The organism is Nitrospina watsonii (assembly GCF_946900835.1).
GTDB lineage: Bacteria > Nitrospinota > Nitrospinia > Nitrospinales > Nitrospinaceae > Nitrospina > Nitrospina watsonii.
This window is the reverse complement of sequence record NZ_OX336137.1, coordinates 574,231-591,626: the sequence shown is the minus strand read 5'-3', so window position 1 is coordinate 591,626 and position 17,396 is coordinate 574,231. Positions and strand designations below refer to the sequence as shown.

Below are 17,396 nucleotides of genomic sequence, written 5' to 3'. Positions count from 1 at the left end.
TGCCCACACCCCCCTCCCCGTCGCTGGATTTTCCCTCCCGCATAAGGCATAATCGGACCTCGCCGTTTTCCCGCAGCGGATTTTTCTGCCATCCCGGAAAGAAGGAGTTTCATGATTTGCGTTCCCATCGTCGGTCCCAACATGGACCGCGCGCTTGAAGACATCGACGCCTGCCGCCATGCCGCCGACTTCATCGAGTTTCGCCTGGATTTGATTGCCGATCACAACCTGCCGCGCCTCATCCAGGCCGCCGGAGACAAACCCTACATCGTCACCAACCGTTCCAAAATGGACGGCGGCCAGTACCCCGGCAACGAGGCAGACCGCGTCGCCATCCTCAAGCAGGCCATCGAACAGGACGCGATGTACGTCGATATCGAAACCTCCACGCCCTCGGACCTGCTGCGCTCGGTGCTCGAAAACAAAGGCAACTCGAAGATCATTCTGTCGCACCACGATTTCACCCGCACCGACGATAAAATCGAATCGCTCTACGAACTGATGACGCAGATGCCCGCCGACGTGCTGAAGCTCAGCACCTACGCCCAGGACCTCAACGACAACCTGAAACTGCTGCAACTGCTCAACCGCGCGCGCCGCGACGAGGTGTCGCTGATCGCCTTCTGCATGGGCGAGAAGGGCGAGATCAGCCGCATTCTGTCGCCCATGTACGGCGGCTGGCTGACGTTCGGCTCGCTCGACCGGGGACGCGAAAGCGCGCCGGGGCAGATTCCGGCGACGACGCTCAAGGACATCTACCGCGTCAACGACCTCAAACTGGACAGCCGCATCTTCGGCGTCATCGGCGATCCGGTCAACAAGAGCATGGGCTACCTCATCCACAACCGCGCCTTTCAGGAACTGAACCTGCCTTATGTGTACGTGCCCTTCTGGGCGAAAAGCGTGACGCGCTTCTTCAACGCCTTCGAAGCTTTCTTCGGCGGCCTCAGCGTGACCATGCCGTTCAAGGAGGACATCATGAAGCAGCTCGACCGCATCGATCCGCTCGCGGAAAAAATCGGCGCGGTCAACACCGTGGTGCGCGAAGGCAGCGACTGGGTGGGCTACAACACGGATGTCACCGGCGCCCTGGAAGCGCTCAACGCGGTGACGGAACTCAAAGGCAAGAAGGTGCTCATCATCGGCGCCGGCGGCACGGCGAAAGCCATCGGTTACGGCGTGGGCAGCGAGGGCGCGACGCTCACCCTCACCTACAACCGCAATAAAGAAAAAGCCGAGGCGCTGGCCCAGGAATTGAATGCGGAACTCATCAGCGTCCGCGATGTGGACCGCCGCGAGGTCGATGTCCTCATCAACTGCTCGCCCGCCGGCATGACGCCCAACACGCAAGACACGCCCTACCCGGCGCGCCTCTTGAAACCCGGCATGGTGGTGTTCGACTCGGTGTACAACCCGATGGAGACGCGCCTGATCCGCGAAGCCAAAGAAAAAGGCTGCACCGTGGTTCCGGGCATCGAGCTGTTCCTCAACCAGGCGATCCAGCAACTGGAACTGTGGACCGGCAAGACCCCGCCGCGTGCGCCGCTGCGCGATGTCGTCGAAACCCGCCTGCGCGATCTGGAAGCAAAAGGAATTTGATTGCGCGAAGGATGCGTTATACTTTCTAAGTAACCTGTTCCTGCGGAGGCGGCGCTCATGGGCCTGGACATTCCTCATTCCCAGTTTGGCGAAACCGACTTCGAGGAGTTCAAACGCCGTCTGCATCGGGAAACGGACCGGCTGTCGGCGTGGTTCCATGAAGGCGTGTTCGAACAGGAGCCGGGATACTGCGGTTTCGAACTGGAAGCCTGGCTGGTGGACGCCGACTTCCAACCCGCGCCGGTCAACGACATCATCCTGCCGCGTATCGACCACCCTCTCGTCGTGCCGGAACTGGCGCGCTTCAATTTCGAACTCAACAGCACGCCGCAGGTGCTTTCCGCCGACATGCTGGGCAACATGGACCGCGAGCTGGAAACCATCTGGAGCCTGTGCGATGCCCACGCCCGCGACGCCGGCTGCGGCGTCATGGCCATCGGCATCCTGCCCACCATCACCGACGACGCCCTGACCGTTGCCAACATGTCGTCCAACAGCCGTTACCAGGCGCTCAACGAACAGGTGCTGCGCCTGCGCAACGGACGCAATCTCGTTTTGGACATCAAGGGCCGCGACCACCTGCACGTCGAGCACGACGACGTCATGCTGGAATCGGTGACGACGTCGCTGCAAATCCACATCCAGTGTCCGCCACAGCACGCGGCCCGGCATTACAACCTGTCGCAGGTGCTGGCCGCGCCGATGGCCGCCGTCACCGCCAACTCACCGTACCTGTTCGGCCGCGACCTGTGGGACGAAACCCGCATCCCGGCCTTCGAGCAGTCCATCGCCGTCGCCAGTTTCCGCGCCCACGACGGACGCACCATCGGCCGCGCCACCTTCGGCACCGGCTACGCGGAGAGTTCCATCCTCGAACCGTTTCTCGAAAACCTGTACGCGTACCCCATCCTGCTGCCGATCCATTTCGACGAGCCGGAAGAAAACCTAAGCCACCTGCGCCTGCACAACGGCACCATCTGGCGCTGGACGCGGCCCTTGATCGGCGTCAGCGACAACGGCGCGCCGCACCTGCGCATCGAACACCGCGTGCCCGCCGCCGGACCCAGCCGGCCCGACATCATCGCCAACGTCGCCTTGCTGCTCGGCCTCATGGTGCACTTCGTCCATGAAGAACCGCGGCTGGAGGAGTTGATCCCGTTCACACAAGCCCGCGACAACTTTTACCGCGCCGCCCGCAACGGACTGTGCTCGGAAATCAAATGGATCGGCAACCGCACCGGCACCATGCAGGAACTGGTTCTGGATCAACTTGTCCCCGCCGCCCGGCAGGGACTCGAACGCGCCGGCGTGCGGCAGGCGGACATCGACCATTACATCGGCGGCATCATCGTGCCGCGTGTGCGCTCGGGGCAAAACGGCGCGCGCTGGCAACGCGACTTCGTCGCCAAACACGGATGCGACATGGCGGCGTTGACCGCCGCCTATTACCGCAATCAGAACAGCCGCCGTCCGGTCCACGAGTGGAGCCTGTGATCATGGACCTGCACCGGCTCGACCATGTGCCTCCGGAACTGCTCACCACGCCCGTCGAAGAATTGGATAACGTCCTGCCGGGGCCGACGCTCTTGCACATTCCCGGCCGCGCCGAACCGCCGCTGTTCATCTCGACGCTGCTGCACGGCGACGAGCCGACGGGATTCCAGTCCATGCAGAGACTGCTGACGCAGTACCTCGGATCGCCGGAAGGACTGCCGCGCAGTGTGTGGCTGTTTCTCGGCAACGTGCATGCGGCCAAGGGCAACCTGCGTCACCTCGACCAGCAACCCGACTTCAACCGCATCTGGAACGGCGGAGACCGGCCGGAGCATCGCCTCGCGGCACGCGTAGTGACTATGGCGCGGGAGAACGGACTGTTCGCCTGCATCGACATCCACAACACGTCGGGCAAGAACCCGCCCTACTCCGCCATCAACAAACTCGATCCCGCGTGCGTGTTCCTCGGCAAACTGTTCAGCGACAAGCTGGTGTACTTCACCCGGCCCGACACCGTGCTCAGCAAAGCGTTCGCCGAGATCTGCCCGGCGGTGACGGTGGAGTGCGGGCAGGCGGGCGATCCCAAGGGCCTCGAACGCGTGCACGGCTTCGTCGATCAGTGCCTGAACCTCGCGGCGATCGTGCCGACCGGATACCGCACGGCGGACGAGTCGGTGTACCACAGCATCGGGCGCATCGAGTTTCCGGATGGCTGCACGGTCGGGTTCGATCATTCGGGGGGACAGGAAGACTTCGTGTTCGTGGAGAATCTGGACAGCCTGAACTTCCAGGAACTGCCGGAGAACACGCGCATCGGCTGGCGGCACGACGCGGGCAAGCGGTTGGTTGTGATCGACGAGACGGGGAAGGAAGTGGGCGACGAGTTTTTTGTTTATAAAGGGGACGAGATACGCTTGAAGCGCGCGGTGGTGCCCTCCATGCTGACCACCCGCCCCGACGCCGCCCTCGACGACTGCCTGGGCTACCTCATGCAGAGGTATGTGTTGGAGTGAAGTCAGTCAGTTTATTTATAAAACTCAATTTATTTATCTAATTGGTTTATTGGCTTTCAAGGCTTCTCTCCTATCGGAAAACTTGAATATTCCAGTAATTTCACCTATAAATTTTGGAATAGCATAAATTTCGGAACCAAAATTTTAAGCGCAGGTAAAATAGATTTTAATCTGCGCTTAAACGATGGGGAGGGCACAATGGGGACAAAATCGAATCTTAAACAAAGCGCCAATGTTGAAAACAACCTTCCTGAATGTTTGGAAAGGGGAACCAAAGCTCGGTTGATTCCGGTAATCAAAGACCTCAGAAAAGAAGAGCAGGTTGTTTCTGTTTTGCTCTCAACTCTTATGACCGTAGATGAACTTGCAATGGTTTTATTGGGTTCTCTGGGGCACCGTTATGGAACAAGGGCAAAACTTGATTGTTTTACAGAAGTGGTTTGTAAAAAGAAAATAGGCACCGAAAACCTCCGTCCCGATGGTTTCCTAATCTTCAACCCCGGAAAAAAAGTTTGGTCCGCCCTTATTGAAGCAAAAATTGGAAACAATGAATTAAATGAAGATCAAATTTCTAAATATTGTCAATTAGCCAAGCTCAATGGCATTGATGCCGTAATTACTATTTCTAATCAGTTTGCCGCCCTTCCAACGCACCACCCTTTAAAAATGAGCAAAAAGGCTACTTCTGGAATTGATGTTTATCATTGGTCCTGGATGTACGCTTTGACTCAGGCAAAGTTATTGCTTGGAGATGATAACTTTAAATCCGAAGAACAAAAATACATTCTACAGGAAGCTGTTAGATATTTAGACCATCCCAGCATCGGCATTTCCAGCTTTGATCGAATGAATTCGGAATGGAAGGACATCGTATCCAAAATCAAAAGTGGAGCACAACTTAATAAGAACTCAGAAGATGTGGAAAAGTCCGTTGCGGCCTGGCATCAGGAACAAAGAGACCTTTGCCTCAAACTAAGTGAGGACCTGAAATGCTATGTAGCAATAAAATTATCACGTTCCCACAAAAGTGACCCCGGGCAAAGATTGGCGGATGACTGTCAGGAGCTTGTCAAAAATCATCGACTGCTGTCTGAATTGGAAATCCCCGATACCGCTTCTCCTATGCAGGTTGTGGTCGACGTAGGCAAACGGACCGTTGCGTGCAGCATGAAAGTGGATGCACCCAAAGATAAAAAACAAAATCGTTCCAAAGTAAATTGGATCTTGAAGCAATTACCCGATGAGAATTCAAACGAAATATTTGTTAAAGCTTCATGGCCCGGAAGGGTTTCGAACACCCAAGAAGAACTTTCCAAACTAAAAAACGACCCTGATTTGCTCGCAAAAGATCACCCTTCACACATCCTTCAAGGCTTTGAAGTAATTTTAGTCCGCGACCTTGTAGGAAAATTTGCAGGCCAGAAAACTTTTATCGAAGAGTTTGAAAAAACGGTAGAGGATTTTTACGACCAGGTGGGGCAACGTCTACAAAACTGGATCGCACCTCCTCCCAAAATGGAAAAGGAGTCTGAACAACCTACCGAACAAGGCAAGGTGCAAGAGCAACCAAAAATAGAAGAAACTCAAGACTCAAGCCCTGAAGAAGAAAGACGTACCGAAGAAGTTTGGCCTTTCCCAATCAAGGAAGAATCAGCTTTGGATACTATCCAAGGTGAGGAAATGCCGGTTGAACTTCCTATGGAGGGGAGTCCGAAGGCAACGGGAGAATAATGATCTGTGCTGGTTTTCGGCTGACAGTGGCCCCTGTTGGGCAGGGACACCGTTTTGTGCTGTCCTTCGCGGGTATGAAAAAGACCATCCAACATAAAAGCTCTGGGCAGGCGCGGGAATACAATCCATCGTGGAGCGCGACGCGGAGGGGTACTTCGTCGCGTCTGTTCTGGAACTCCCCGGCTGTCACACCCAGGCCAAGTCCATGGACACACTGGAAAAACGCTTGCGCGAAGCCATTGAGGTATACTTGGGAACCACCACAAATCAGTAAAGATATTATGGCTCAGGGTATACAAACTCGGTTGGAATTGGATTGGTTAAAAGATCACCATATAACAACCAGCTTGTTTGATCAGGAGTGTTTGATCCAAACAACCATATTTCTGCTAAATTCAAATTTTCACATTCCAGTTTTTCAAACTTTATTCTTGTTGTCCTATTTAAATAAATGGCAACGGTTAATTGAGGGGAATTATATTTCCGTAAATTGCCAATAAGTTCATTTAGCTCTGCATTGGGGTTTGCTGATTCAGGAACTAACTCCTTTAATTGAATAGGGACATAACAAGCCGTTCCTTTGTCTTCGCATAAGGCTATGAAATCATAATCAGATGCCTCAAATGGAGCAAACCAAACTTTTCTTCCTTTTAAGATTCCCATTCCATAACAAAATAAGGCAGCTTGCCTTCCTTCTCGGTGCGGCCTCAGCCTATTGGTTCTTAAATTTCTGATTTTGGGATCGATTTCATAGTCCTGGTATTTAAATTCGATTTCCCTAAGACGCTTTAAGACAAACTCTGGATCATGATATTCAAGTTGTTGCCATTGATTCAGATCAATAGTGCTCATGTTCAAAGCTCAATTCTTCTACACTAACCCCGTTTCCATTCCTTGAATTGGAGCCAGGCCTGGTCGAAGACGGCGGGGTCGTAGTGTTTTTTGGTGAGGGGTTGGTCGCCTTCCGGCGAGCGGGCGACGACGATCTGCTTGTCGCGCACGTTGCTGTTCTCCATGTACATGGCGACGCCGTCGGCCATCACCGCGCCGGTGCCGCGCAGCAATTCCTCGCGCACTTCCTTCGGGTTGTCAGTCACTTTCATTCCATCTTTGTTGATCATCGTCTCCTGCCATTAAAAAATTCACCTGCCCAAGAATGAGGAATCATTAGTAACCCCTCCCCGCCCTCCCCTTGAAAAGGGGAGGGATTCTATTTATCCCCCTCATCCTGGCCTGTCACTCCGGGAGTGCTCCCACCCGGGGAGAAGGAAATAAAAGGAACTAATAAGGAAGAACCCCCTAGCCCCCTTACAAGGGGGAACCACCCCCGCCACCGAAATGTTCCAAACGTCACTCGGTGAGTGCCCCCACGGGTGGAACACATAATAACGTTTGAAGCAATGGGATGAAATCGAAATGGTAGAGGATACGGAACTGGGTCCTCGGACCCTCGTTCGATCGCCGGGAAGCAATCAAGTTTTTCGCGTCCGGCAGTAATGAAATGAAAATCTGAAATTGGGCCCACGGACCATCGCCTGCCAGAAAGGAATTACCCCGTTTCCCCTCCTCGTAGAGGAGCTAGATCTGGGAGCGGTAACGCGGGATGGAGGGATCGGCGATCTGCGAGTAGGCGTCGATGCCGCCGATGAGGTTGTACACGGTATTCACGCCGGACTCTTTGAGGATCTTCCCGGCGCGGAACGAACGCTCGCCGAAATGGCAGTACACGACGATTTCTTCCTCGAACGCCAGTTCCTGAAAGCGGTCGATCAACTCGCCCAGCGGAATGTGGATGGAATCCGGCAACGCCGACAACGAATGCTCCCAGTCCTCCCGCACATCGAGCAGGCACTCGACCTCGCCCTTGTCCATCCGCTTCTTCAACTCCCCCGGCGACATGGGCAAAACGTCTTGCGATTCGGCATCCATAGGCGGCTCCTTATAAAGTTGCTCCCACCTGTTTCGATAAGAGAGGGTAGCGAGGCCTTCTGCGCATTCTCAATGTAACACCACCAAAAAGGGGAGGCCATGTCATTCGCTAATTTTAATGACAACTATTCACATTTTGAATATACTGCGCATCCGAATGGGGATGACACCCTTTTTGCAGTAAGTAGTGTGCCGAAACGAAGCTATCTTGTCCAGTTTAAAAAGAATTTGAAGGCAGGAAGTGAGGCACTCTGTGTCTTCCAAGGTTGGCCACCCCTCCCGGTCTCCTTGGCCTGCCTTCTCTCTTTTTCCCTCACACGAACCCGATCAACGGCCAGTATCCCCACAGCAGAAGCAGGTAGCAGCCCATGCCGAGGGCGCTGAGCAACAGCCCGGCCCTCACCATGTCGCCGAGCGGAATATAACGGGAGGAATACGCCAGCGCCGAGGCGGGCGTGGCGATGGGCAGGATGAACGCGAAGTTGCTGGGCAGGATCACCGTCATCGTCGCCACCACGGGACTGATCTCGTAGGTCTGGCATAGAGTGAGCGCGGGCGGCAGCAGGATGGCGATGACGGCGCTGTTGCTCATGAAGGTGGTGAACAAAACCGAAAGCATGGCGAGGATCAGCAAAAACGCGGTCGGCGACTGGATCCAGCCGTGGAACAATTGTTCGGCCAGCCACAGCGCGGCGCCGGACTCGGCCATGACTTCGCCCAGGCAGATGGCGCCGCCGTACATCAGGATGATGGCCCAGTTGACGTGCGGCTCCACCGCTTGCCAGGTGATGAGGTTCAGCACGAACAGGGCGACGATGGCCATGATGGCGATGTTGGCGATGCCGAAGGTGTCGCCAAAAGCAAACCAGAAGAACAGGGTGACGGCCATCACCGCGCCGACGCCCATTTCCTTGTATGAAATCTTGCCGAGGCCGAGCGCTTTGCGTTCCAGCGTGTCCAGGGCCGGGGTCACGTCCACCGCTTCCGCCTTGAACAGGAACCCGAGCACCACCCAGCCGCAGATCAGGAGCACCGGGATCACCGGGAACGACAGCACGGAGTATTGCAGGATGCCTAACGTGTGTTCGTTCTCTGTGCCTTTCTCCAGCATCTCCACCGCCAGCGGCACGCGACCGCCGCCCAGCACGGTGGTGGCGCCGCCGATGATGCAGCCCCAGCCCAGCGCGAAGTACAGCATCTTGCCGTACTGCGACCGGCCCGGCGCGAGTTGCAACGCGGAAACGATTTCCGTCACAATGGGGAACAACATCGCCGCCACGGCGTGCTCGGACATGAAGCAGGACCCGACCGCGCCCAGCAGGTAGATGGACGCCATCAGCTTGCGCGGATCGTGCCCCCAGTTCTCGATCACCCACAACGACAGGCGCACGCTGAGACCGCAGGCGATCATCGAGCCCGACAAAATGAACGCGCCCAGAATGAAGAACACCGCCTTGTTGCCGAAAAACGCGTACACCTGCGACGCGTCCATAATGTCCAAAAGCGGCACCGCGCCGATGACGAACAGGCTGGTCACGGAGAGCGGGATCACGTTGGAGGACCACAACGCGACGCACAACCCGAACAGGCACAGCACCTTGTAGGCTTCGGGGGTCAGCCCCGCGGGCGCGTCCTGATTGAGAAACACGACAAACAGGGCGAATAGAATCGCCACCACGATGCCACGGCGCAGGCGGTCGAAGGCCACGATCCACAACGGACGGCGGTCGATGAAAATTTTGGGCGATTCGTTCACGCGGCGTATAAGATTTTAAAATTCAATGAGAAAAGGCAAATCAATCTAACCTACAAGAAATACCGGGTCGATTCAACAGGATTCCCATGGGCGCGGTCCGTGACCCGTAGGGGTCGGCCCGCCATGGAGGAAAACCCGGCTGAGCCCGGGCCGGCTCCGGCATACTCATGAATGCCCTGCAAAGCGGGAGCGCAACGCACTTTTTTTGTTCCGGAAATTCGGGTATAAATGGTAAGGTGAGTACACCGTTTTTAGTCAACAAATCATACAATTGGAAGCTTCAAACCGCTCCCGCCGGAGAACGCACTAATGGGAATGACCATCACTGAAAAAATCATCGCCGCGCACTCGGGCAAAGCCTCGGTAAAACCGGGCGACAACGTGTGGGTGGATGTGGATGTCCTGATGACGCACGACGTGTGCGGTCCGGGCACCATCGGCATCTTCAAAAAACAATTCGGCGACACCGCCAAGGTCTGGGACCGCGAAAAAGTGGTCATCATTCCGGACCACTATATATTCACGTCCGATCCGCACGCCAACCGCAATGTGGACATCATCCGCGCCTTTGCCAAGGAGCAGGATCTTCCTTATTATTACGACGTCGGCACCGACAACTACAAGGGCGTCTGCCACGTGGCGCTGGCGCAGGAAGGCCACAACCGGCCGGGCGAGGTGCTGTTCGGCACCGACTCGCACACCTGCACCTCGGGCGCGTTCGGCATGTTCTCCACCGGCATCGGCAACACCGACGCGGCCTTCATCCTGGGCACCGGCAAGCTGTGGGTGAAAGTGCCGGAGACCATGCGCTTCGAGTTCCGCGGCCAGTTCCCGCCTTACCTCATGGCGAAGGACATCCTGTTGCAGGTGATCGGCGACATCGGCTGCGACGGCGCCACCTACCGCACCATGGAATGGGCGGGCGACGCGGTGATGAGCCTCTCCATGGAAGAGCGCATGACACTGTGCAACATGGCCATCGAGGCCGGCGGCAAAAACGCCGTCATCGAGGCCGACCAGACCACGTTCGACTACCTGGAGACGCGCAACAAGAAACCGTACAACGTGGTCCACGGCGACGCCGACGCGAACACCTTCTTCCACAAGGTGTACGACGCCGACAAGATGGAACCGGTGGTGGCCAAACCGCATTCGCCGGACAACCGGGCGCTGGCCCGCGAGTGCTCCGACGTCAAGCTCGACCGCGCCTACATCGGGTCCTGCACCGGCGGCAAGCTGACCGATTTCATCGCCGCGGCGGAGATCCTGAAAGGCGAGAAGGTCAAGATCGGCACCTTCATCGTTCCGGCCACCATGGAAGTGGAACAGGAATTGAACACCCACAAGATCGACGGCAAGACGGTCATGCAGATTTTCGAGGAAGCGGGCTGCCACATCGGCGAGCCTTCCTGCGCAGCCTGCCTGGGCGGTCCGGCGGACACCTTCGGCCGCACCCAGGGCTCGGAAGTGGTGATCTCCACCACCAACCGCAACTTCCCAGGCCGCATGGGATCGAAGCAGTCTTCGGTTTTCCTGGCGTCCCCGTACACGGCGGCGGCCTCGGCCCTCACCGGACGGGTCACCGATCCCCGTGAATTCATGGCCGCGGCGGTTTAATCCGCCGGCCGGCCTTTGGAGCCTCATTATATGAAAAAGAAAATCTCGGGACGGGCTTACGTCCTCGGCAACAACATCGACACCGACCAGATCATCCCGGCGCAGCACCTGGTGTACAGCCTGAGTGATCCGGAAGAAAGCAAGAATTACGGCAAGTTTGCGCTGTCCGGCGTGCCCGCGGAGGCGGCGGGGCTGCCGCAAGGCAACAAACCGTTCGTCGAAGACGGCTACCAGTCGCCGTACACCATCGTCATCGGCGGCAAGAACTTCGGTTGCGGTTCGTCACGCGAACACGCTCCGGCGTGCATGGAGATCGCCGGCGTGCAGGCGGTGATTGCGGAATCCTACGCCCGCATCTTCTACCGCAACTCGGTGGACGGCGGCTTCTTCATTCCGCTCGAAACCAAAGACCCGCTGACCGACAAGGTGCAGACCGGTGACGAGCTGGAAATCGATCTGGAGACCAGCACACTGACCAACACCACACAAAACGTGACGCACCCGTTGCAACCGCTGGGCGATGTCATCGACATCATCGAGGCCGGAAACATTTTCGAATACGCCCGGAAATCCGGTCTGATCCAGAGCAACTGACCGGTCCACCAACCCCCTTCATAACGGGAACCGATATGGCCCCGCAGGTTCAGGCAGCGCATACGCGGCAAGATGGCCTCCCATTGCTATGGCGCGCCGGCATGCGTCTGCTTCTGGGCCTGCTGCTCGGCGGGCTGGTTTCCGCCTGCGCCTCGGCCACGGCGCGGGAGGCTTCCGACATGGTTTCCGTCCCCACCGGGGACTTCACCATGGGCAGTTCCGAGGAAGACATCCAGTGGGCCGCCAAAACCTTTTTTTCCGAATCCCTCGACTATTACCGGGACGAAACGCCCGCCCACACCGTTCATCTCGAAGCCTACGAAATCGACAAACACGAAGTCACGATACAGGCCTACCAGACCTTCATGCAGACCACGGGACACGTCGCACCCAAATACATGGACGAGAAAAAATTCAACCAGCCCACGCAACCGGTGGTCGGCGTGAACTGGCAGGACGCCCACGATTTCTGCCAGTGGGCGGGCAAACGCCTGCCTACGGAAGCGGAATGGGAAAAGGCCGCACGCGGCACCGATCGCCGCCATTACCCCTGGGGCCGCGACCCGGTCGAAACATTCGCCAATGTGCGTGGCACGAAAGACGGTTTCCGCTACACCGCGCCCGGGGGGAGTTTCCCGCGGAACAAAAGCCCTTACGGCGCCTTCGATATGGCGGGCAATGTGTGGGAATGGACCGCCGACTGGTACCAGCCCTATCCCGGCAATATGACCGGCAACGATTTATACGGGCAAACCTTCCGCGTCATGCGCGGCGGCTCCTGGTTTTCCAATATGGATTTGGCGCGTACGGCGGTTCGCGGTAAACTGACCCCGGATCAGCGACAGAATTATATCGGGTTTCGGTGTGCGCGTTGACGCACCCGGTGCGGAAGAGACCCTAACCAGGACTCACAACAAGGAAAGATCACGATGAAATCATTTAAGAATTATCCGGCCCTGCTTGTTTTGATCACCCTGTTCGTGCTCGCGGGCTGCTCCTCAGGCAAATCGTCACACGGTTACGGCTCCTACGGCTACGGCAAAAAAGGCAAGGGCGGCCATCACGGTTACGGACTGCGCACCGGCCCGCCGGAAAACATCCCCCAGCACATCCTGGAACACACCGACGCGGCGGGCACCGGCATCAACCTCAACAACTCGCACCTCGGCGTGAAAGGCCTACGCATCCTCGCGGAAACGCCGAAAGCGCAGAACGTGCGCACGCTCGCCTTGAAGTCGAACGACCTGGGTGATGAAGGTGTGCAGATTCTGGCCAGTTCGGAAACGTTTAAAAACCTGGAGAAGCTGTCGCTGTGGGACAACAAGGTCACGACCGAAGGCACGCGCCTGCTGGTTGAGTCTCGCAACTTTCAAAACCTGACGGAACTCAACCTGATGGAAAACCAGTTGAGCGACGAAGGGGTGAAAATGCTGGTCAACTCTTCCCTGGCGGATTCATTGACCCTGCTCGATCTCAGCAAAAACAAGATCACCGATGAAGGCGCCATCGCCATCGCCAATTCGCCGAAACTGGCCAACCTCAAGCACCTCGACCTGTACCGCAACCAGATCGGTCCCAAGGGCGCGGAGGCGCTGCTCAATTCCGAGTACCTCAAGAACCTGGAGCATCTGGAATTGACGGCGAACTCCATCGACATCGACACCTCCAATCGGCTGACGGAGTCGCCGGGCCTGCCCAACCTGAAATACCTGGCGATCCATTAAAGGCATCAGATCCGCAGACAAGATAATAAAAAAAGCCCTTCCCTTTCTCAAGGGAAGGGCTTTTTGCATTCGCACGTACAGGCCCTCGCCGTGACCCCTACCACTAAAATAAACCCATAGATTCTTCGTCGCCTGCGGCTCCTCAGAATGACAACGCAACCTGAATTGTCATTCTGAGCGCCAGCGAAGAATCTATGTTTTGCTATCCAAAGCGTCCTCCCGGACCCCCAGTTCACCCACCGGGCATCCGCCCATTCACTCCGCGCCAGGCGCGGTCCACGCGGTGGCCGGGTTACACCCGGAGGAAACGCAAACGAATTCTGAATTGCGCCCACAGATCATCGCCGTCACCACCGGGCAGTAGCCATCGGCCCATTTGCTCCGCGCCAGGCGCGGTCCACGCGGTGGCCGGGTTACACCTGGAGGAAACGCAAACGAATCCTGAATTGCGCCCACAGATCATCGCCGTCACCACCGGGCAGTAGCCATCGGCCCATTTGCTCCGCGCCAGGCGCGGTCCACGCGGTGGCCGGGTTACACCCGGAGGAAACGCAAACGAATTCTGAATTGCGCCCACAGATCATCGCCGTCACCACCGGGCAGTAGCCATCGGCCCATTCACTCCGCGCCAGGCGCGGTCCACGCGGTGGAGTCAGAAGCGGATGTGGAGGCCGATGGTGAAGACGGGATAAAACGGCACATCGCTGAGATCGTCCTCCAACTGCCGCGCCTCACGATCCAGGTCCGATTGGGAGATGGACGACCCGCTGACCTGCGTGAGGCTGACCTCCGAATCCCCCACATAGATCACGCCGAGATCCATGGAAAAACCGATCGCCACCGGCAGGTCGAGGAAGTTGTCATCCGCCGCGTTGCCCCAGCCGATACCGAGGTAGGGGCCGAAATCCTGCCCGTGCTGGATGTCGGCACGGAAGGTGGCATTATACGTATTGTTGCCCACCCTGATGTTCTGTCCCGAGGCCGTCAGAATCGCATCGTGATCCAGCCAGAACACCCCACCGGTCACCCGGAAATTGCCGTGAAAGGGGTGGACATCGATGAACAGCGGCGCATCCTGAAATTCCAGATCGGCCTGGTAATCGACGCCGCCCAGATCATCGATCGACGTCGAGAAGTAGGACAGGTTGTTGTAACCGAGACGCAGGTTGACCCAGTTGGTGATGAGCGGCAGCGTCAAATCCACGCCGAGCCCCGTGGTGCCCGCCTTGCCTGTAACACCGACGCCCAAAACCGCCGATTGGCCGGGTGACGCCATTGCCAAAAAAAATACCATCGTCAGCACGGCAGTCCCGGTGCCCCGCCACATTGATTTCCCTCCAGGTTGTTTCATATTCCCCTCCTCCTGCAACGGATTCATTTGGAATGCCCCAAGGCGGATGCAATTTCAAAAAACGGCCCAGAGCCGATAAAACAATCAAAAAATAAGGGTCTGCCTGGGCAAAGTCAAACGCTAAAGACACCCGTTCATGCAAACAGGTCAAATACAAGGAAAGGCATTCATATTGGGTTCCCGAAAATGCCTTGCAAATAAGATCGTCTCAGTTGAAACTAAACTCGTCCGATACACATACGGATGAAATCAGCGGTCGAACTGACCGGTGTCGGACCTGCCCATTCGAGAAGGGGGGAACCATCGATGGCTAAGACCCAGACTCAATCCGACCGGACGCGGGCGGAAAAAGGCAAGCGCAACCTGATCCGCGCCGACCTGTCCTGGCAAAAGCTCAGCGGGGCCAACCTGACCCGCGCCAACCTGCGCGGCGCCAACCTGTCGCATGCCGATCTGGCCGCAGCCAACCTGAGCGAGAGCAATCTCAATGGCGCCAACCTCACCGGCACCAAGCTGACAAACGTCAAATTCGATCACGCCGTCCTCGCCAACACCGACTTCACCAAAGCCGATCTCACCGGCGCACAATTCCGCAGCGTGGACCTGAGTCGCGCCAAGAACCTGACTCAGGCGCAATTGAAAACCGCCCGCATCGATTCCGGCACCACCAAACTGCCACCACGCATGAGCGTCTGAAGCACGCACAACGCTGACATCTCCCGCATCCCTGCCTGCACAATTAAAATCCGGATAATTGTATCAGCGGCGTGGCTTCACAGAGTCTGCACAACGGAAACCAACATAATGGTACTGGTAATGCGGCAGGCTGAGGATGCGGTACGCGCTCTGCAATGTTTCTTCGCCGTTGCGCCAGGAACCGCCGCGCTGGACTTTGCCGCCGTTTTCATGATCGCTCGCCGTCCATTCCCACACATTGCCCGCCATGTCGTACAGGCCGAAGGCGTTCGGTGTTTTTTGCCCGACGGGGTGCGTCTGCTTGTTTGCGTTGTCTTTGTACCAGGCGTGATCGGCCGCAGGCGCATCGCCCCAGTAATAGGAAGTTTTCGTACCCGCCTTCGCCGCCTTTTCCCATTCCCAGTCCGTCGGCAGGCGGCGTCCAATCTGTTTGCAGTAATCGCGGGCTTCGAACCAGTCCACCTTTTCCACCGGACGGTCGGGGTCTTTAAAGAAGGAGGGATTGCGTCCCGTGACCGTTTCGTACTCGCGCTGCGTCACTTCGTGGGTATCGATGTAAAACGCGTCGAGGTGCATCGTGCGCGGCGCATCCGGCGGCCCGGCGGTGAAGGGTCCGGCGGGAATCAACGTCATGCCCTCGAGCACCTGTTCCGTTTCCTGCGCGGTGACGGAATCGGCGGCCAACAGTTTCGCGGGTGTAAAAAAGAGGAACGATAAAGCAAACAGAAGAGGCAAACGCCCTCCCCTAATTTGAAACGCGGCGACAAGCCGTATGCCAGTCCAGCCAATCATGCCTCAAAGCTTATCACGATTGAAACGCGGGAGAAATGCAGGGAATCCTATTCCTCGTCATCAAAAAAAGGCAATCTCCCAATCTCGAATCCGCAAGTATCCATTGACGATCAAAGGGAAGGAAACGGCATGGTATTTTACAATACAGGGAAGGCGGGGTCAGATATCAATGGTGCCGAGGGACGGAATCGAACCGCCGACACGAGGATTTTCAGTCCTCTGCTCTACCGACTGAGCTACCTCGGCCCACTGTGTCTGATGGCACAAGAATCAGGGAAATTAGCACAATCCCCCCATCCTGTCAATTTAATCGCCGCGCCATCTTTTGGCCCGGCCGCCGCGATTCCTCTGTTATAATTCAGACCGGGTTGCCGAGTTCACCAAAGAGGGATCGCCATGCTGGTTTTGACACGAAAAGTCGGGGAAAGCATCCAGATCAACGACGACATCACGGTGACGGTGATCGAAGTCAAAGGCAAGACCATCCGCCTGGGCATTGAGGCCGCCCCCGACACCAAGATTTACCGCGAAGAAGTGTTCGCCCGCATCAAGGAAGAAAACCAGTCCGCCGCGTCTCCGCAATTCGACCCCGCCGCCCTCCATCAGATTCTGCAGGACAACATCAAGCTATGAAATACGCATCCACACGGCTGGGCGAGTTTGAAGTCCCGCCCGCATCCATTCTGACGTTCACGCAAGGCCTGTCCGGCTTCGAGATGGAGTTGGAATACGCGCTGCTGCCTTTCGACGCCAAAACCGAAAGCCCACTCCACTGGCTGCATTCGCTGCACAACGCCGAGCTGGCTTTCGTCGTCACCAATCCGTTTCTGTTCGTGCCCGACTATCAGGTGGAGATGAGTCCCGCCGACAAGCTGGAACTGGCCTTCGGCACCAACGATGCGATGGCCGTGCTCAGCATCGTGCGCGTTCCGGAAGATTACCGGCAGATGACGGCCAACCTGCTGGCCCCCATCGTCATCAACGAAGCACGCCGGCTGTGCAAGCAGATCGTCCTCACTCACCCCAACTACGAAACGCGACATTACCTCTTGCCGGAATCCGTCCGCAACAGCAACGCTTAGAAAACATAAGCGGGAGAT

17 protein-coding genes and 1 tRNA gene are annotated in these 17,396 nt (G+C 57.0%); 11 read left to right on the top strand and 7 right to left on the bottom strand.

Translation table 11 applies throughout. The features are described from left to right. The first annotated feature begins 111 nt into the window (after positions 1–111). From aroE to QML71_RS02600, 4 genes are all read left to right on the top strand, one after another. The gene (gene aroE / locus QML71_RS02615) at positions 112–1,599 is read left to right on the top strand and encodes a shikimate dehydrogenase (RefSeq protein WP_282010345.1); all 1,488 of its coding nucleotides are present in this window, start codon (positions 112–114) and stop codon (positions 1,597–1,599) included. Between the two features lie 57 nt (positions 1,600–1,656). After that, a complete protein-coding gene (locus QML71_RS02610) occupies positions 1,657–3,093 on the top strand; it encodes a glutamate-cysteine ligase family protein (RefSeq protein WP_282010344.1) in 1,437 nt (478 codons plus the stop codon). A 2-nt stretch (positions 3,094–3,095) separates the two neighbouring features. Next, positions 3,096–4,106 (top strand): M14 family metallopeptidase, encoded by a 1,011-nt coding sequence (locus tag QML71_RS02605; protein ID WP_282010343.1) that lies wholly within the window; start codon positions 3,096–3,098, stop codon positions 4,104–4,106. A 198-nt stretch (positions 4,107–4,304) separates the two neighbouring features. Further along, on the top strand, positions 4,305–5,837 hold the full coding sequence (locus tag QML71_RS02600) for a hypothetical protein (protein WP_282010342.1): 1,533 nt from the start codon (positions 4,305–4,307) through the stop codon (positions 5,835–5,837). Positions 5,838–6,116: 279 nt separating this feature from the next. On the opposite strand, the gene QML71_RS02595 is transcribed toward QML71_RS02600, so the two are convergent. From QML71_RS02595 to QML71_RS02580, 4 genes are all read right to left on the bottom strand, one after another. Further along, positions 6,117–6,689, bottom strand: a complete 573-nt coding sequence (locus tag QML71_RS02595; RefSeq protein ID WP_282010341.1) for a hypothetical protein — start codon at positions 6,687–6,689, stop codon at positions 6,117–6,119. Positions 6,690–6,712: 23 nt separating this feature from the next. Continuing rightward, complete coding sequence (locus QML71_RS02590; protein WP_282010340.1) at positions 6,713–6,958, bottom strand: hypothetical protein; 246 nt, start codon at positions 6,956–6,958, stop codon at positions 6,713–6,715. A gap of 457 nt (positions 6,959–7,415) precedes the next feature. Beyond that, positions 7,416–7,766, bottom strand: a complete 351-nt coding sequence (locus QML71_RS02585) for a rhodanese-like domain-containing protein (protein ID WP_282010339.1) — start codon at positions 7,764–7,766, stop codon at positions 7,416–7,418. 313 nt (positions 7,767–8,079) lie between these two features. After that, entirely contained in the window at positions 8,080–9,522 is a 1,443-nt protein-coding gene (locus QML71_RS02580; RefSeq protein WP_282010338.1) for an SLC13 family permease, read from the bottom strand. Between the two features lie 309 nt (positions 9,523–9,831). Between QML71_RS02580 and QML71_RS02575 the strand changes: the two genes are divergently transcribed. The 4 genes from QML71_RS02575 (at position 9,832) to QML71_RS02560 (ending at position 13,457) form a co-directional block, all read left to right on the top strand. After that, positions 9,832–11,139 (top strand): 3-isopropylmalate dehydratase large subunit, encoded by a 1,308-nt coding sequence (locus QML71_RS02575; RefSeq protein ID WP_282010337.1) that lies wholly within the window; start codon positions 9,832–9,834, stop codon positions 11,137–11,139. Positions 11,140–11,169: 30 nt separating this feature from the next. Continuing rightward, positions 11,170–11,733 (top strand): LeuD/DmdB family oxidoreductase small subunit, encoded by a 564-nt coding sequence (locus QML71_RS02570; RefSeq protein ID WP_282010336.1) that lies wholly within the window; start codon positions 11,170–11,172, stop codon positions 11,731–11,733. A 101-nt stretch (positions 11,734–11,834) separates the two neighbouring features. Then, entirely contained in the window at positions 11,835–12,608 is a 774-nt protein-coding gene (locus tag QML71_RS02565; RefSeq protein WP_282010335.1) for a formylglycine-generating enzyme family protein, read from the top strand. A 54-nt stretch (positions 12,609–12,662) separates the two neighbouring features. Beyond that, a complete protein-coding gene (locus tag QML71_RS02560) occupies positions 12,663–13,457 on the top strand; it encodes a leucine-rich repeat domain-containing protein (protein WP_282010334.1) in 795 nt (264 codons plus the stop codon). Positions 13,458–14,109: 652 nt separating this feature from the next. Here QML71_RS02560 and QML71_RS02555 read toward each other — a convergent pair. Then, a complete protein-coding gene (locus QML71_RS02555) occupies positions 14,110–14,808 on the bottom strand; it encodes a hypothetical protein (RefSeq protein ID WP_282010333.1) in 699 nt (232 codons plus the stop codon). 306 nt (positions 14,809–15,114) lie between these two features. Here QML71_RS02555 and QML71_RS02550 point away from each other — a divergent pair, with 306 nt between their 5' ends. Then, positions 15,115–15,504, top strand: a complete 390-nt coding sequence (locus tag QML71_RS02550) for a pentapeptide repeat-containing protein (RefSeq protein ID WP_282010332.1) — start codon at positions 15,115–15,117, stop codon at positions 15,502–15,504. A 63-nt stretch (positions 15,505–15,567) separates the two neighbouring features. Here the strand turns inward: QML71_RS02550 and QML71_RS02545 are convergent, their stop codons facing one another. Both QML71_RS02545 and QML71_RS02540 read right to left on the bottom strand, forming a co-directional pair. Beyond that, positions 15,568–16,188, bottom strand: coding sequence for a formylglycine-generating enzyme family protein (locus QML71_RS02545; RefSeq protein WP_282010331.1), 621 nt, complete (start codon positions 16,186–16,188; stop codon positions 15,568–15,570). A gap of 278 nt (positions 16,189–16,466) precedes the next feature. Then, positions 16,467–16,542 (bottom strand) — tRNA-Phe (locus QML71_RS02540). A 150-nt stretch (positions 16,543–16,692) separates the two neighbouring features. Here QML71_RS02540 and csrA point away from each other — a divergent pair. Together csrA and fliW are read left to right on the top strand one after the other, a co-directional pair. Beyond that, a complete protein-coding gene (gene csrA / locus QML71_RS02535; protein WP_282010330.1) occupies positions 16,693–16,929 on the top strand; it encodes a carbon storage regulator CsrA in 237 nt (78 codons plus the stop codon). Continuing rightward, positions 16,926–17,378, top strand: coding sequence for a flagellar assembly protein FliW (gene fliW / locus QML71_RS02530; protein ID WP_282010329.1), 453 nt, complete (start codon positions 16,926–16,928; stop codon positions 17,376–17,378). Before csrA ends, fliW begins: the two co-directional genes overlap by 4 nt. The last annotated feature ends 18 nt before the right edge of the window (positions 17,379–17,396 follow it).

What these genes read in the sequence shown, in the direction of transcription:
- aroE (WP_282010345.1), top strand. Translation starts at nt 112, where the DNA reads ATGATTTGCGTTCCCATCGTCGGTCCCAACATGGACCGCGCGCTTGAA.
- QML71_RS02610 (WP_282010344.1), top strand. Translation starts at nt 1,657, where the DNA reads ATGGGCCTGGACATTCCTCATTCCCAGTTTGGCGAAACCGACTTCGAG.
- QML71_RS02605 (WP_282010343.1), top strand. Translation starts at nt 3,096, where the DNA reads ATGGACCTGCACCGGCTCGACCATGTGCCTCCGGAACTGCTCACCACG.
- QML71_RS02600 (WP_282010342.1), top strand. Translation starts at nt 4,305, where the DNA reads ATGGGGACAAAATCGAATCTTAAACAAAGCGCCAATGTTGAAAACAAC.
- QML71_RS02595 (WP_282010341.1), bottom strand. Translation starts at nt 6,689, where the DNA reads ATGAGCACTATTGATCTGAATCAATGGCAACAACTTGAATATCATGAT.
- QML71_RS02590 (WP_282010340.1), bottom strand. Translation starts at nt 6,958, where the DNA reads ATGATCAACAAAGATGGAATGAAAGTGACTGACAACCCGAAGGAAGTG.
- QML71_RS02585 (WP_282010339.1), bottom strand. Translation starts at nt 7,766, where the DNA reads ATGGATGCCGAATCGCAAGACGTTTTGCCCATGTCGCCGGGGGAGTTG.
- QML71_RS02575 (WP_282010337.1), top strand. Translation starts at nt 9,832, where the DNA reads ATGGGAATGACCATCACTGAAAAAATCATCGCCGCGCACTCGGGCAAA.
- QML71_RS02570 (WP_282010336.1), top strand. Translation starts at nt 11,170, where the DNA reads ATGAAAAAGAAAATCTCGGGACGGGCTTACGTCCTCGGCAACAACATC.
- QML71_RS02565 (WP_282010335.1), top strand. Translation starts at nt 11,835, where the DNA reads ATGCGTCTGCTTCTGGGCCTGCTGCTCGGCGGGCTGGTTTCCGCCTGC.
- QML71_RS02560 (WP_282010334.1), top strand. Translation starts at nt 12,663, where the DNA reads ATGAAATCATTTAAGAATTATCCGGCCCTGCTTGTTTTGATCACCCTG.
- QML71_RS02555 (WP_282010333.1), bottom strand. Translation starts at nt 14,808, where the DNA reads ATGAAACAACCTGGAGGGAAATCAATGTGGCGGGGCACCGGGACTGCC.
- QML71_RS02550 (WP_282010332.1), top strand. Translation starts at nt 15,115, where the DNA reads ATGGCTAAGACCCAGACTCAATCCGACCGGACGCGGGCGGAAAAAGGC.
- csrA (WP_282010330.1), top strand. Translation starts at nt 16,693, where the DNA reads ATGCTGGTTTTGACACGAAAAGTCGGGGAAAGCATCCAGATCAACGAC.
- fliW (WP_282010329.1), top strand. Translation starts at nt 16,926, where the DNA reads ATGAAATACGCATCCACACGGCTGGGCGAGTTTGAAGTCCCGCCCGCA.